Origin of the sequence: Streptomyces sp. VRA16 Mangrove soil (genome assembly GCF_017377775.1) — a bacterium.
Lineage (GTDB): Bacteria > Actinomycetota > Actinomycetes > Streptomycetales > Streptomycetaceae > Streptomyces.
This window is the reverse complement of the sequence record NZ_JAFVLN010000011.1, coordinates 203703-217474: the sequence shown is the minus strand read 5'-3', so window position 1 is coordinate 217474 and position 13772 is coordinate 203703. Positions and strand designations below refer to the sequence as shown.

Annotated in this window: 12 protein-coding genes; 5 read left to right on the top strand and 7 right to left on the bottom strand. The window is 71.5% G+C overall.

Translation table 11 applies throughout. The features are described 5' to 3' along the window. Window positions 1–132: 132 nt before the first annotated feature. Together J3486_RS28070 and J3486_RS28065 are read right to left on the bottom strand one after the other, a co-directional pair. Entirely contained in the window at window positions 133–1026 is an 894-nt protein-coding gene (locus J3486_RS28070; protein WP_207825273.1) for an alpha/beta fold hydrolase, read from the bottom strand. 72 nt (window positions 1027–1098) lie between these two features. After that, window positions 1099–2805, bottom strand: coding sequence for a glycerol-3-phosphate dehydrogenase/oxidase (locus J3486_RS28065; protein ID WP_207825102.1), 1707 nt, complete (start codon window positions 2803–2805; stop codon window positions 1099–1101). A 284-nt stretch (window positions 2806–3089) separates the two neighbouring features. Here J3486_RS28065 and J3486_RS28060 point away from each other — a divergent pair, with 284 nt between their 5' ends. Both J3486_RS28060 and J3486_RS28055 read left to right on the top strand, forming a co-directional pair. Continuing rightward, window positions 3090–4418, top strand: a complete 1329-nt coding sequence (locus J3486_RS28060; RefSeq protein WP_229378689.1) for a nucleotide sugar dehydrogenase — start codon at window positions 3090–3092, stop codon at window positions 4416–4418. Window positions 4419–4479: 61 nt separating this feature from the next. Beyond that, a complete protein-coding gene (locus tag J3486_RS28055; protein ID WP_207825100.1) occupies window positions 4480–5064 on the top strand; it encodes a hypothetical protein in 585 nt (194 codons plus the stop codon). 90 nt (window positions 5065–5154) lie between these two features. Here J3486_RS28055 and J3486_RS28050 read toward each other — a convergent pair whose 3' ends face one another. From J3486_RS28050 to J3486_RS28035, 4 genes are all read right to left on the bottom strand, one after another. Next, window positions 5155–6279, bottom strand: a complete 1125-nt coding sequence (locus J3486_RS28050) for a GuaB3 family IMP dehydrogenase-related protein (RefSeq protein ID WP_207825098.1) — start codon at window positions 6277–6279, stop codon at window positions 5155–5157. Between the two features lie 120 nt (window positions 6280–6399). Further along, on the bottom strand, window positions 6400–7902 hold the full coding sequence (gene guaB / locus J3486_RS28045) for an IMP dehydrogenase (protein ID WP_207825096.1): 1503 nt from the start codon (window positions 7900–7902) through the stop codon (window positions 6400–6402). A gap of 150 nt (window positions 7903–8052) precedes the next feature. Beyond that, window positions 8053–8640: a sigma-70 family RNA polymerase sigma factor gene (locus J3486_RS28040; protein ID WP_229378688.1), complete on the bottom strand. Its 588-nt coding sequence runs from the start codon at window positions 8638–8640 to the stop codon at window positions 8053–8055. 339 nt (window positions 8641–8979) lie between these two features. Beyond that, window positions 8980–9591, bottom strand: a complete 612-nt coding sequence (locus tag J3486_RS28035; RefSeq protein ID WP_003948568.1) for a response regulator transcription factor — start codon at window positions 9589–9591, stop codon at window positions 8980–8982. A 392-nt stretch (window positions 9592–9983) separates the two neighbouring features. Here J3486_RS28035 and J3486_RS28030 point away from each other — a divergent pair, with 392 nt between their 5' ends. Next, the gene (locus J3486_RS28030) at window positions 9984–10325 is read left to right on the top strand and encodes a WhiB family transcriptional regulator (RefSeq protein ID WP_207825086.1); all 342 of its coding nucleotides are present in this window, start codon (window positions 9984–9986) and stop codon (window positions 10323–10325) included. A 58-nt stretch (window positions 10326–10383) separates the two neighbouring features. Here the strand turns inward: J3486_RS28030 and J3486_RS28025 are convergent, their stop codons facing one another. Further along, window positions 10384–11301 carry a LysR family transcriptional regulator gene (locus J3486_RS28025; protein WP_207825083.1) on the bottom strand — a complete coding sequence of 306 codons (918 nt, stop codon included), beginning with the start codon at window positions 11299–11301 and terminating at the stop codon, window positions 10384–10386. 80 nt (window positions 11302–11381) lie between these two features. Between J3486_RS28025 and J3486_RS28020 the strand changes: the two genes are divergently transcribed. Then, the gene (locus J3486_RS28020) at window positions 11382–12050 is read left to right on the top strand and encodes an MOSC domain-containing protein (RefSeq protein ID WP_207825081.1); all 669 of its coding nucleotides are present in this window, start codon (window positions 11382–11384) and stop codon (window positions 12048–12050) included. Between the two features lie 160 nt (window positions 12051–12210). Beyond that, on the top strand, window positions 12211–13761 hold the full coding sequence (locus J3486_RS28015; RefSeq protein WP_207825072.1) for a multicopper oxidase family protein: 1551 nt from the start codon (window positions 12211–12213) through the stop codon (window positions 13759–13761). The last annotated feature ends 11 nt before the right edge of the window (window positions 13762–13772 follow it).

Below are 13772 nucleotides of genomic sequence, written 5' to 3'. Positions count from 1 at the left end.
CGGCAGAGCCGCAGATCGACACAACCCCGCACCCCCGACAGGGCACGACCACAACCGGCCACGCCCGCGCGGCGGAACCGCACACCGACACAACCCCGCGCCCCCCGACAGGGCACGACCACAACCCCCTGCTCAAGCAGCCCGTGCTCGTCGGCCCCCCGCACCCCCTTCATCCCCGTCGACCAACCACCGCAGCACCTCCGGCAACGCCCGCAGCGCCGCGAAGTGCGCCGCAGCCGGCTCCAGCACAGCCAACGCCCCAGGAATCCGCCCCGCCAGCCACTCCATGTGCGAGGCCGGAGAGAAGACGTCCCGCCGCCCGTGCCACAACAACACCGGCACCCGGATCGCCGCCGGCTCGAACCCCCACGGCCGCGCCAGCGCCAGCGCGTCGTCGATCCAGCCATAAGGAGAGCGCCGCACCGCCTCCCCATAGGTACGCAACAGCATCGACCGCATCCCGAGGTCGGAGACCACCCGCAGATCGTCGTCCGTCAGCTCGGCCCGCAACAGCTCGATGAGCCGCGCCGGATCACTCCGGATCTCCGCGGACCGCGGAATCAGCATCCGCGCGAACCCCTCCGGATCCACCGCGGCCGCCCGGAAGTCCGCGACGTTCGAACCGGCCATCCCCGCATACCAGTCGAGCCCGTCCGCGTCCCGCGGCGCGAGCCCCACCATCGCCGCCGCCCGCGTCACCCGCTCCGGCAACAGCGCCGCGCAGGCCAGCGCGTGCGGCGCGCCCGCCGACCGCCCGACGACCGCGAACCGCCCGACCCCCAGCGCGTCCGCCACCGCCACCACGTCCTTCACCCCGTCGACGACGCTCCGGCCGCGCTGCCGGCCCGAACCCCCGTACCCGGGGCGGTCGTACGAGATCAGCCGGGTGCGCCGCTGATAGAGCACCATGCCCCGGGGCCGCGGCCCGACCCTGCTGCCCGGCATCCCGTGCAGCAGGAACACCGGACTGCCCTGAGGGTCCCCCACCCATTCGACACGCAGTTCACGCCCGTCCCCCGTCGTCACCCTCACCCGCGGCTCCTCCTGATTCCTGCGGTCCCACCCCTGAGACGCCCTGAGACACACGCCTGCCCTTCCTCACCGCGGCACGATGTCCGGTGCCCCAAGCCGGGCCGCGTCGGCCGTCAGATCGTCCGGCTGCAACTGCGACTCCCGCTCGGCCTCGACCCGCTTCTCGTAGTGCTCGACCTCCCGCTCCACCTGGTCCTTGTCCCAGCCGAGGACCGGCGCCATCAACTCGGCGGCCTCGCGCGCCGACCGCGTCCCACGGTCGAACGTCTCGATCGAGATGCGCGTACGCCGGGTCAGGACGTCGTCGAGGTGCCGGGCCCCCTCGTGCGAGGCGGCGTACACCACCTCGGCCCGCAGATAGTCGTCGGCGCCGCCCAGCGGCGCCCCGAGTCCCGGGTCGGCGGTGATCAGTTCGAGGACCTCCTCGGCCAGCGCCCCGTACCGGTTGAGCAGATGCTCCACGCGCACGACGTGCAGCCCGGTGCGCGCCGCGATCCTCGCCCGCGCGTTCCACAGCGCCCGGTACCCCTCGGCGCCCACCAGCGGCACGTCCTCCGTCACGCACTCGGCGACCCGCTGGTCGAGCCCGTGCACCGCCTCGTCGACGGCGTCCTTCGCCATGACCCGGTACGTCGTGTACTTGCCGCCCGCGACGACCACGAGCCCCGGCACGGGGTGGGCGACCGTGTGCTCGCGCGACAGCTTGCTGGTCGCGTCGGACTCCCCGGCGAGCAACGGCCGGAGCCCGGCGTACACGCCCTGCACGTCGTCCCGCGAGAGCGGCACCCCGAGCACCGAGTTCACATGCTCCAGCAGGTAGTCGATGTCGGCGCTCGACGCCGCCGGGTGCGCCTTGTCCAGGTCCCAGTCCGTGTCCGTGGTCCCCACGATCCAGTGCCGCCCCCACGGGATGACGAACAGGACGCTCTTCTCGGTCCGCAGGATCAGCCCGGTCGTCGAGTTGATCCGGTCCTTGGGCACCACGAGGTGGATCCCCTTGGACGCCCGTACGTGGAACTGCCCGCGCTCGCCGACCATCGCCTGGGTGTCGTCGGTCCACACCCCCGTCGCGTTCACCACCTGCTTGGCGCGGATCTCGTACTCGCCGCCGCCCTCGACGTCCTGCACCCGCGCCCCGACGACCCGCTCGCCCTCCCGCAGGAAGCCGGTGACCCGGGCCCGGTTGGCGACCTTGGCGCCGTACGCGGCCGCGGTGCGCACCAGCGTGGCGACGTACCGCGCGTCGTCCATCTGCGCGTCGTAGTACTGCAGCGCGCCCACCAGCGCGTCCTTCTTCAGGCAGGGCGCGACGCGCAGCGCGTGCTTACGGCTGAGGTGCCGGTGCACGGGCAGCCCGCGGCCGTGCCCGCGCGCCATGGACATCGCGTCGTACAGGGCGACGCCCGATCCCGCGTAGAGCCGCTCCCATCCCTTGTGCTGCAGGGGATACAAGAACGGCACCGGCTTCACGAGGTGCGGCGCGAGCCGCTCCAGCAGCAGTCCGCGCTCCTTCAGCGCCTCGCGTACGAGCGCGAAGTCCAGCATCTCCAGGTACCTGAGCCCGCCGTGGATCAGCTTGCTGGAGCGGCTCGACGTGCCGGACGCCCAGTCCCGCGCCTCGACGAGGCCGGTGGCCAGGCCCCGGGTCACCGCGTCGAGCGCGGTCCCCGCACCCACGACGCCCGCACCCACGACCAGGATGTCCAGCTCCCGGTCCGCCATCGCCGCCAGCGCCTGTGCGCGCTGCTCGGGTCCCAGTGTCGCTGCCTTCACTGCTGCCTCCCGCTGTCGGCGTCATGCGGCATGCTCCCGATTCTGAGCCTCCTGCCCCATTTCAGCCACCACCGATCCCCCACCTGTGGACAACTTTCGGCATGCCGCGCTTTCCGTCGCCGGTGCGGCGGCAACACTCCGTAACACATCACCCCACAATCCCGCATATCGGTCATATTTACTCCTAGTCTGACTGTGCGTTCGTCCGGACTGTCCACCGGGCTTGCGCCCACGTCCCGCTCCGGCTAAAGCCGGTCCGCCTCCCGGGAAGGACGGCCACTGCCATGCCCGCTGATCCAGGTCCCGCCCAAAGCTCCCTCGCGGCGTCACGACGCCCGGCACTCCCTCCGCGGGGAAACTCCCGGCAGGACCTAGCCGTCATCGGCCTCGGCCACCTCGGCCTGCCGCTCGCCCAGGCCGCCGTCGCCGCCAGGATCGCGACCGTCGGCCACGACACCACCCGCGCCCAGGACCTGGCCGCGGGCCGGCTCCCCTGCGACGCGGACGCCGCGGCCCTGACCGCCGCCGACCTCCGCCGCATGCTGGCCGCCGGATTCCGCCCCACCGCGAACCCCGCCGAACTCGCCCGCGTCCGCACCGCCGTCATCTGCGCCCCGACCCCGCCGGGCGCGGACGGCAGTCCCTCCCTGCTCCCGGTGATCGAGGCGACCCGCACCCTCGCCGCCCACCTGCGCCCGCACACCACGGTGATCGTCGAGTCGCCGGTCCCCCCCGGCACCACCGAGACCGCCCTGCTCCCCCTCCTCGAAGAGGGCTCTGGGCTGCGCGCGGGCCGCGACTTCCATCTGGCCCACTCCCCGGGCCGGATCGACGCGGGCCACCGCGCCCACCCCTACTCCGCCACCCCGAAGGTCATCGGCGGCCACACCCCGGCCTGCACCGAGTCGGCGGCCACCTTCTACAGCCGCCTGACCGACAAGGTGGTCCGGGCCCGCGGCCTGCGCGAGGCGGAGACGGTCCACCTCCTGGAGACCAACTACCGGCACGTCAACATCGCCCTGGTCAACGAGATGGCCGTGCTCTGCCACGACCTCGGCGTCGACCTGTGGGACGTGATCCGCTGCGCGGAGACCAAGCCCTTCGGCTTCCAGGCCTTCCGCCCGGGGCCCGGCGTCGGCGGCCACGCCCTCGCCCAGGACCTGACCTCGCCGCACCTGCCCACCCGCCCGCTGCGCCTGGTCGAACTGGCCCGCCAGGTCAACGACCACATGCCGTCGTACGTGGTCCAGCGCGCCGCCACCCTGCTCAACGAGCACGGCAAGTCGGCCCGCGGCGCCCGCGTCCTGCTCCTCGGCATCACCTACAAGCCCGACCTCCCCGACCGGCAGGGCGCCCCCGCCGAGGAGATCGCGACCCGCCTGATGCAGCTCGGCGCGGCCGTCAGCTACCACGACCCGTACATCCCGTCCTGGAACGTCCTGGACCGTCCGGTCCCCCGCGCCGACTCGCTCTACGAGGCGGCGGCCGACGCGGACCTGACGATCCTGCTCCAGCACCACCGCACGTACGACCTCCAGGGCCTGGCGGTCAAGGCCCAGCTCCTCCTGGACACCAGGGGTGCCACTCCGGCAGGAGCGGCCCACCGCCTCTGACTGCTACTGTGCGGCCCCTCTGGGCACACACGTGCCCACGTTCACACTCCAGGGGGACCGCATGACCCAGCCGCCTCAGCCACAGGACGGCAACCCGTACGCCCAGCAGCAGCCGCAGCAGCCGCAGCAGCCGGGTTACGGCTACCCGCAGCAGCCCCAGGCCCCGCAGCAGCCGTACGCCGCCTTCCCACAGCAGCAGCCCGCTCCGGGCGGCTTCGCACCGATGCCGCCCGCGGGTGGCAGCGGCGGGAACCCGGCTCTCGGCATAGCCGTCGGCGTTGTCGTGGCCCTCATCCTGGCCTGGGCGTACGGCGCGATCATGAAGGCGACCGAGCACGAGATCGGCTACGCGGCCATCGCCGTCGGCTTCCTCGTCGGCCTGGTCGCGGGCAAGCTCGGCGGCCGCAACATGGCGGTGCCGGTCGTCAGCGCCCTGGTCTCGATCGGCGCCGTGTACTTGGGTCAGCTCACCGGGCTCGCGATGGCCTACGGCGATTACGTGCACATCTCGTTCATCAAGGCCCTTACCGACCAGTTCAGCCTGATCAGCGAGGCATGGAAGCAAGAGGCGGACTTCAAGACGTACGCCTTCATCGTCATCGGTGGCATCGCCGCCTTCGGCTCCGCCAAGAAGGCCGCCTCCTGACGCCTGCCGCACGCACATACACATGGGCCGGGCCCCGCCGAAGAAACGGCGGGGCCCGGCCCATGTCCGCACGCGCGGACGGAAAGCGTGTCAGCGGCGATGCTGCGAGTCCGCGACCGTGACCTCGACCCGCTGGAACTCCTTGAGCTCGCTGTAGCCGGTGGTGGCCATCGCGCGCTTGAGGGCGCCGAAGAAGTTCATCGAGCCGTCGGGCGTGTGCGACGGGCCGGTGAGGACCTCCTCGGTCGTGCCGACCGTGCCGAGGTCGACCTTCTTGCCGCGCGGCACGTCCTCGTGGACGGCCTCCATGCCCCAGTGGTGACCGCGGCCGGGCGCGTCCGTGGCGCGGGCCAGCGGGGAGCCCATCATGACGGCGTCGGCGCCGCAGGCGATGGCCTTGGGCAGGTCGCCGGACCAGCCCACGCCGCCGTCGGCGATGACGTGCACGTAGCGGCCGCCGGACTCGTCCATGTAGTCGCGGCGCGCGGCGGCGACGTCGGCGACGGCGGTGGCCATCGGCACCTGGATGCCCAGAACGTTGCGCGTCGTGTGGGCGGCGCCGCCGCCGAAGCCGACGAGCACACCCGCGGCGCCGGTGCGCATCAGGTGCAGCGCGGCCGTGTACGTGGCGCAGCCGCCGACGATGACCGGCACGTCGAGCTCGTAGATGAACTGCTTCAGGTTCAGCGGCTCGGCGGCGCCGGAGACGTGCTCGGCGGAGACCGTGGTGCCGCGGATCACGAAGAGGTCGACGCCCGCGTCCACCACGGCCTTGGAGAACTCGGCGGTGCGCTGCGGGGAGAGCGCGGCGGCGGTCACGACACCGGAGTCGCGGACCTCCTTGATGCGCTGCTTGATCAGGTCGGCCTGGATCGGCGCGGAGTAGATCTCCTGGAGGCGGCGGGTCGCGGCCTCGGGCGTCAGCTCGGCGATCTCGTCGAGCAGCGGCTGCGGGTCCTCGTACCGGGTCCACAGACCTTCGAGGTTGAGCACGCCGAGGCCGCCGAGCTCACCGATGCGGATGGCGGTGGCCGGGGAGACCACGGAGTCCATGGGGGCTGCCAGGAACGGCAGCTCGAAGCGGTAGGCGTCGATCTGCCAGGCGATCGAGACCTCCTTCGGGTCGCGGGTGCGCCGGCTCGGTACGACGGCGATGTCGTCGAAGGCGTACGCGCGGCGGCCGCGCTTGCCGCGCCCGATCTCGATCTCAGTCACGTTGGGGGGCGCCTTTCCATACTGGGTCCCTCTAGGGCCTGCCCGTCCAGTATCCCCGACGCATGAACAAGGGGCGGCCCCGGGAATCCGGGACCGCCCCTCACACGGGCTGAGCAGCGCTTACTTACGGCTGTAGTTCGGCGCCTCGACCGTCATCTGGATGTCGTGCGGGTGGCTCTCCTTGAGGCCCGCCGAGGTGATCCGGACGAAGCGGCCCTTGCTCTCCATCTCGTCGATGGTGGCCGCGCCCACATAGCCCATCGTCTGGCGCAGACCGCCGACGAGCTGGTGCAGGACGGCGGAGAGCGGACCGCGGTAGGGCACCTGGCCCTCGATGCCCTCGGGCACGAGCTTGTCGTCGGAGGCGACCTCGGCCTGGAAGTAGCGGTCCTTGGAGTAGGACCGGCCCTGGCCGCGGGACTGCATGGCGCCGAGCGAGCCCATGCCGCGGTACGACTTGAACTGCTTGCCGTTGATGAAGAGCAGCTCGCCGGGCGACTCCTCACAGCCGGCCAGCAGGCTGCCGAGCATCACGGTGGAGGCACCGGCGGCGAGCGCCTTGCCGATGTCGCCGGAGTACTGGAGGCCACCGTCGCCGATGACCGGGACGCCGGCCTCACGGGCCGCGAGCGCCGCCTCGTAGATGGCCGTGACCTGCGGGACACCGATACCGGCGACGACGCGAGTGGTGCAGATGGAGCCGGGGCCGACCCCGACCTTGACGCCGTCGACGCCGGCGTCGATCAGGGCCTGGGCGCCGTCACGCGTCGCGACGTTGCCACCGATCACGTCCACGTTCACCGCGGACTTGATCTTCGCCATCCAGCTCAGCGCGTTGCTGTTGTGGCCGTGCGAGGTGTCGACGACGAGGAAGTCCACGCCCGCGCCGGCCAGCGCCTGGGCGCGCTCCAGGGCCTCGGGGCTGGCGCCGACCGCGGCACCGACGAGGAGGCGGCCCTCGGCGTCCTTCGCCGCGTTCGGGTACTGCTCCGCCTTCACGAAGTCCTTGACCGTGATGAGGCCCTTGAGCACACCGGCGTCGTCGACCAGCGGAAGCTTCTCGATCTTGTGGCGGCGCAGCAGCTCCATGGCGTCGACGCCGGAGATGCCGACCTTGCCGGTGACCAGCGGCATCGGCGTCATGACCTCGCGGACCTGACGGCTGCGGTCGGTCTCGAAGGCCATGTCGCGGTTGGTGACGATGCCGAGCAGCTTGCCCGCCGGGTCGGTCACCGGGACGCCGGAGATGCGGAACTTGGCGCACAGCGCGTCGGCCTCGGCCAGCGTCGCGTCCGGGTGCACCGTGATCGGGTCGGTGACCATGCCGGACTCGGAGCGCTTCACGAGGTCGACCTGGTTGACCTGGTCCTCGACGGACAGGTTGCGGTGCAGCACGCCGACGCCGCCCTGCCGCGCCATGGCGATGGCCATGCGGGACTCGGTGACCTTGTCCATCGCCGCGGAGAGCAGCGGGATGTTGACGCGCACGTTGCGGGAGATCCGGGACGAGGTGTCGACCGCGTTCGGGAGAACCTCGGACGCGCCCGGCAGCAGCAGCACGTCGTCGTAGGTCAGCCCGAGAGTCGCAAATTTGCCGGGCACGCCGTCGACGTTCGCAGTCATGACACCTTCTCCAAATGGCCTTGATCGGTGCGGGTGTCCATGCTAACGGCCAGAGGGCGTGTCTCATTCCACGACCAAGATCATCGGCTTTCTTTGTACGTTCACACGTACCCGGCCGGGGAAATGTGCTACCCCGGCCGAACCGCCCGATTACTGCTCCGCGAGCGCCCGCAGGCGGCTGAGAGCCCGGTGCTGGGCCACGCGCACGGCTCCGGGTGACATCCCCAACATCTGCCCGGTCTCCTCCGCGGTGAGCCCGACGGCGATGCGCAGCAGGAGCAGCTCCCGCTGGTTCTCCGGGAGGTTGGCGAGGAGCTTCTTGGCCCATTCGGCGTCGCTGCTGAGCAGCGCCCGCTCCTCGGGGCCGAGGGAGTCGTCGGGCCGCTCCGGCATCTCGTCGGAGGGCACCGCCGTGGAACCGGGCCCGCGCATGGCGGCCCGCTGCAGATCCGCGACCTTGTGCGCGGCGATGGCGAAGACGAACGCCTCGAAGGGGCGCCCGGTGTCCTTGTAGCGCGGCAGTGCGAGCAGCACCGCGACACAGACTTCCTGGGCGAGGTCCTCGACGAAGTGCCGCGCGTCCCCCGGCAGTCGGGAGAGCCGCGTACGGCAGTACCGGATGGCGAGGGGATGGACGTGCGCGAGCAGGTCGTGGGTCGCCTGCGCGTCGCCGTCGACGGCGCGGCCGACGAGCGTACCGATGGCCCCCTGCTGGGCCGCTGCCTCGTCGTCGCGCATCGATCCATGGTGCCCTGCCGAGGCGCGGTCCGCGGCACCACGCCCCTGGTTGTGCACCGAAGCGTTATGGACCGATGCGCCAGGGGCGCCCGGAGCGCCCGAAGCGTTATGGGCAGGTGCGCCGGAACTCATCTCCTGCGCCCTCCCCTCTCGCTGACCCTGCTCGCCCGACTCGTCGTCCCCGAGGAACTCCACACCTTCAAGGATGCGGCATCCCGCGCGAAACGAGGGTATGGCGCTGACATGGGGGGCGACTACGCCCCGTCAGGGGCGCGGGGAACTGCGCGACCAGCCACGACGAACCCGCAGCCGGCTGGGCGCGCAAAGCCCCGCGGTGCTCTACCGAACCAGACCCCAGCGGAAGCCCAGAGCCACCGCGTGGGCCCGGTCCGAAGCCCCGAGCTTCTTGAACAAACGCCGGGCATGCGTCTTCACCGTGTCCTCGGAGAGGAAGAGCTCCCGCCCGATCTCCGCGTTGGACCGGCCGTGGCTCATGCCTTCCAGGACCTGGATCTCACGCGCGGTGAGCGTGGGCGCGGCGCCCATCTCGGCCGACCGGAGCCGGCGCGGGGCCAGCCGCCACGTCGGGTCCGCGAGCGCCTGCGTCACCGTCGCCCGCAGTTCGGCGCGCGAGGCGTCCTTGTGCAGATAGCCGCGGGCACCGGCGGCGACCGCGAGGGCCACACCGTCCAGGTCCTCGGCCACGGTCAGCATGATGATGCGGGCTCCCGGATCGGCCGAGAGCAGCCGCCGCACGGTCTCGACGCCGCCGAGACCCGGCATGCGTACGTCCATCAGAATCAGGTCCGAGCGGTCGGCGCCCCAGCGGCGGAGGACTTCCTCGCCGTTGGCCGCGGTCGTCACGCGCTCGACGCCGGGCACGGTCGCGACCGCGCGGCGCAGCGCCTCTCGGGCAAGCGGGGAGTCGTCGCAGACGAGGACGGATGTCATGACCGTCCTCCGCAGCTGATGCGCGTCACCTTGAGCCTCCAGGCTTTGTACGAATCGTCACCTGTGCGGTCGACACTCAGCAAGCCAATCGGACAGATGCCCGAGCGCTTGTTCCTTCAACCGCCTCCGCACTCTCAACGATGGTCACTCGAAAGAGTTACGGGTCGGACGGCCTAGTTCGGCACTCTACGTGAGGGGCCGGACACGGCGGAGGCAGCGCGGCAGACCCTCAAGGTTTCATCACAAGCTATGCCCCATTTAGCGCCTTTTCTTCCCTTTTGCTGGTGTCTGTGGCTAGATTCCCAATGAGTCATATTTTCATCTCCTTAGACAGTAGATGTACGGTCATGGGCACCGTATCCGCGTCACAACGGCTACAAGGGGACACACCAATGGCAGATTTCTCCCGCCTTCCCGGACCGAACGCAGATCTGTGGGACTGGCAGCTCCTCGCGGCCTGCCGCGGGGTCGACAGCTCTCTCTTCTTCCACCCCGAGGGCGAGCGGGGCGCCGCGCGCAGCGCCCGCGAGAACTCGGCGAAGGAGGTCTGCATGAGGTGCCCGGTGCGCGCGGAGTGCGCTGCTCACGCCCTACAGGTGCGTGAGCCGTACGGGGTGTGGGGCGGACTCACCGAGGATGAGCGCGAAGAGCTGATGGGGCGGGCCCGCAACCGGCTCGTCACGGCGTCGGCGGCGGGCGGCGGACCGACGCCGACCGCTGCCTCGCACAGCTGAAGGAACGTTTCTTCAATCGCGGAGCCCGTGGGCGCACCCGGTGCGCCCACGCGCGCGTTCAGCGCGCGGCGGCCTTCTCGGCGGCGCGCGCCAGATGATCGAGGGTCGCGGCGACGGCCGGAACCTGGGCCAGATCGGGCAGTGTGAGCGCGACGATCTCGCGCTGCACCGCCGGTTCGACGGTCACTGTCCGTGCACCCTTGGGCCGAACGGACTCGATCGCCAGTTCGGGCAGTACGGCAACCCCGAGTCCCGCGCCGACGAGTCCGACCACCGCCGGGTAGTCGTCCGTCGCGAAGTCGATGCGCGGGGCGAACCCGGCGCCCCGGCACACCTCGACCAGCTGTCGGCGGCAGCGCGGGCAGCCCGCGATCCACGACTCGTCCGCGAACGCGTCGATGGTGACCGAGCCCTTCTCGCCCACGGAGGCCAGCCGGTGCCCCTCGGGGACCAGGCCCACCAGGCGGTCGGCGAGCAGCGGACGGACGACCAGGTCGTCCCACTCCTCCGCGACCTGCGCGCCCTTGTAGCGGAACGCCAGGGCCACGTCGCAGTCGCCCTCGCGCAGCATCTCCACCGAGCGCGGCGGCTCGGCCTCGACGAGGGACACGCGCGTGCCGGGGTGCTCGGCGCGCAGGGCGGCGAGCGCGGTCGGCACGAGCGTGGAGCTGCCGCTGGGGAAGGAGACGAGCCGGACCCGGCCGGCCCGCAGGCCCGCGATGGCGGCGACCTCCTCCTCGGCGGCGGTGAGTCCGGCAAGGATGCCCGCCGCATGCCGCACGAGCGCCTCGCCGGCCTGGGTCAGCCGCATCTCGCGGCCGGTGCGGATGAGCAGCGGGGTGCCCGCCGAGGTCTCCAGGGCCTTCATCTGCTGGCTGACCGCGGGCTGGGTGCACCCCAGCTCGCGGGCGGCCGCCGAGAAGGAGCCGGTGGCGGCGACGGCGCGCAGGACACGGAGGTGGCGGGCTTCGATCACCCTTCAAGCATAAGTCGAGCTTGGGGATCGCGCCGAATAATGCGTGGCGACTTTGATCACGGTCCCGTAGCGTGCCGCTCATGAAGCTTCTGTCTCTCAATCTGGGCCGCGCGAAGTCAGTCGACTACACCGACCAGGTCGACGGCGTCACCGGCATCGACAAGCAGCCGGTCGAGGGTCCCGTGCACGTGTCCGCGCCGGGCCCGAAGGGGATCGGCGGGAGCGGCCTCGCCGGGGACGCGGTGTGCGAGAAGCGGCACCACGGCGGCGACGACCAGGCCGTGTACGCGTACGCGCGCGAGGACCTGGACACCTGGGAGCGTGCCCTGGGGCGGGCGATCCCCAGCGGCGGCTTCGGCGAGAACCTCACCACCGAGGGCCTCGACATCACGGGCGCGCTGATCGGGGAGCGCTGGCGGATCGGGCCTGACGTGGTCCTGGAGGTGACCTCCAGCCGGATCCCGTGCCGGACCTTCCAGGGACACCTCGGCGAGCGGGGCTGGGTCAAGCGGTTCACGCAGGAGGGGGTGGCGGGCGCGTATCTGCGGGTGATCGAGCCCGGCGAGATCAGGGCCGGGGACCCGATCGAGGTCGTGCACCGGCCGGACCACGACGTGACGGTGGCGCTGGCGTTCCGCGCGGTGACGACGGAGCGGTCGCTGCTGGCGCGCATGCTCGCGGCGGGCGACGCGCTGCACCCGGAGGAGCTGCGGGCGGCGCGAGAGTACGTGGCGAAGTACGGCTCGTGAGTACGTGGACGTGGCGAAGTACGGCTCGTGAGGTCAGGCCCGTAACGACTCGTAGCGGCTCGTAGGGGAAAACCCTTGCTGGGCAAGGGAGTTGAGGTCGGGGGTGGCTCCGGGGCCGTCCCCGATGTGCCGGGCCCCGGGTCGGCGGGACGCTCGGCGCATGACTCCGAAGCCCCGCAGGTCCCGGCTCAGGCGCGTCCTCGTCGTGCTCGGCTCGCTCACCGTCGTCCTCGCGCTCGCGATTGGCGGCGGGGTGCTGTGGCTGTGGAGCGGCGCCAAGGTGAGCACCGCGGGCGATGGCGGGTTCCGCAACGAGCTGACCGTGCCGCCGCTCGCCCGGTCCCACGTCGACGAGAAGACCGGGCGGCGCGTCTTCGACCTGCGGATGCAGAGCGGCACGACGGAGTTCACCTCCGGTGTGCGGACGCCGACTTGGGGGTTCAACGGGAGTTATCTCGGGCCGACGCTGCGGGCGAAGCGCGGCGAGAAGGTCGAGGTGCGGATCCGCAACGGGCTCGACGAGGCGTCCACCGTGCACTGGCACGGCATGCATCTGCCGGCCCGGATGGACGGCGGCCCGCACCAGATGATCGCGCCGGGCGGCCGCTGGGCCCCGCACTGGACGATCGACCAGCCCGCCGCCACCCTCTGGTACCACCCGCACCCGCACGGGGAGACCGAGCAGCACGTGCGGCGCGGGCTCGCCGGGATGTTCCTGGTCGACGACACCCGCGGCGCGCGGCTGGCCCTCCCGAAGAAGTACGGGGTCGACGATCTGCCCGTGATCGTGCAGGACGTGCGGTTCGACGGGGCGAAGCTCGACTCCGGGCACAAGATGATGCAGAACGTGGGCTTCCTGGGCGACCGCACGATGGTCAACGGCACCCTGGACCCGTACAAGGTCGTGCGCGACGAGCGCGTACGGCTGCGGCTGCTGAACGCGTCGACCGCGCGGACGTACGACTTCGGTTTCTCGGACGGGCGGAAGTTCGCGCTCGTCGGCACCGACGGCGGGCTCCTCGGCCGGCCGGCCGCGCTGGACCGGATCCAGCTGTCGCCGGGCGAGCGGGCCGAGATCGTGGTGCGGATGCGGCCCGGCGAGCGGACCGTGCTGCGCAGCTTCCCGCAGGGCGACTACGGGGACGCGTGGCAGCGGCGGTTCAACGGCGGGGACGACTCGTTCGACGTGCTGCAACTGAGGGCGGCCCGGACGCTGCGCCCCTCCCCCGGCGTCCCGTCCCGGCTGGCCGCTCCGGAGCTGCCCGATCCCGCGGACGCGGTGCGCTCGCGCTGGTTCGATCTGCGGATGAGCGGCATCAACGGGCGCGCGATGTCGATGAACCGGATCGACGAGACGGTCACCCGCGGCACCACCGAGGTGTGGACGGTCCACAACGGCAACGGGATGCCGCACAACTTCCACGTCCACGACGTGCAGTTCCGGGTGGTGTCGGTGAACGGGAAGAAGCCGCCGGTGGAGTTGCGCGGGCGCAAGGACACCGTGTTCGTGCCCAGCGGTACGACGGTGAGGCTGGCGCTGCGCTTCGACGGCGGCCCCGAGTTCGCCGATCCGAGCACCCCGTACATGTTCCACTGCCATCTGCTCTACCACGAGGACGGCGGCATGATGGGGCAGTTCGTGGTGGTCGACAGGGGGCAGCGGGCCGCCGGGACGGCCCCCGGTGGATCCGGTGATCACCTGCACCACTGAGCCGTCACTAA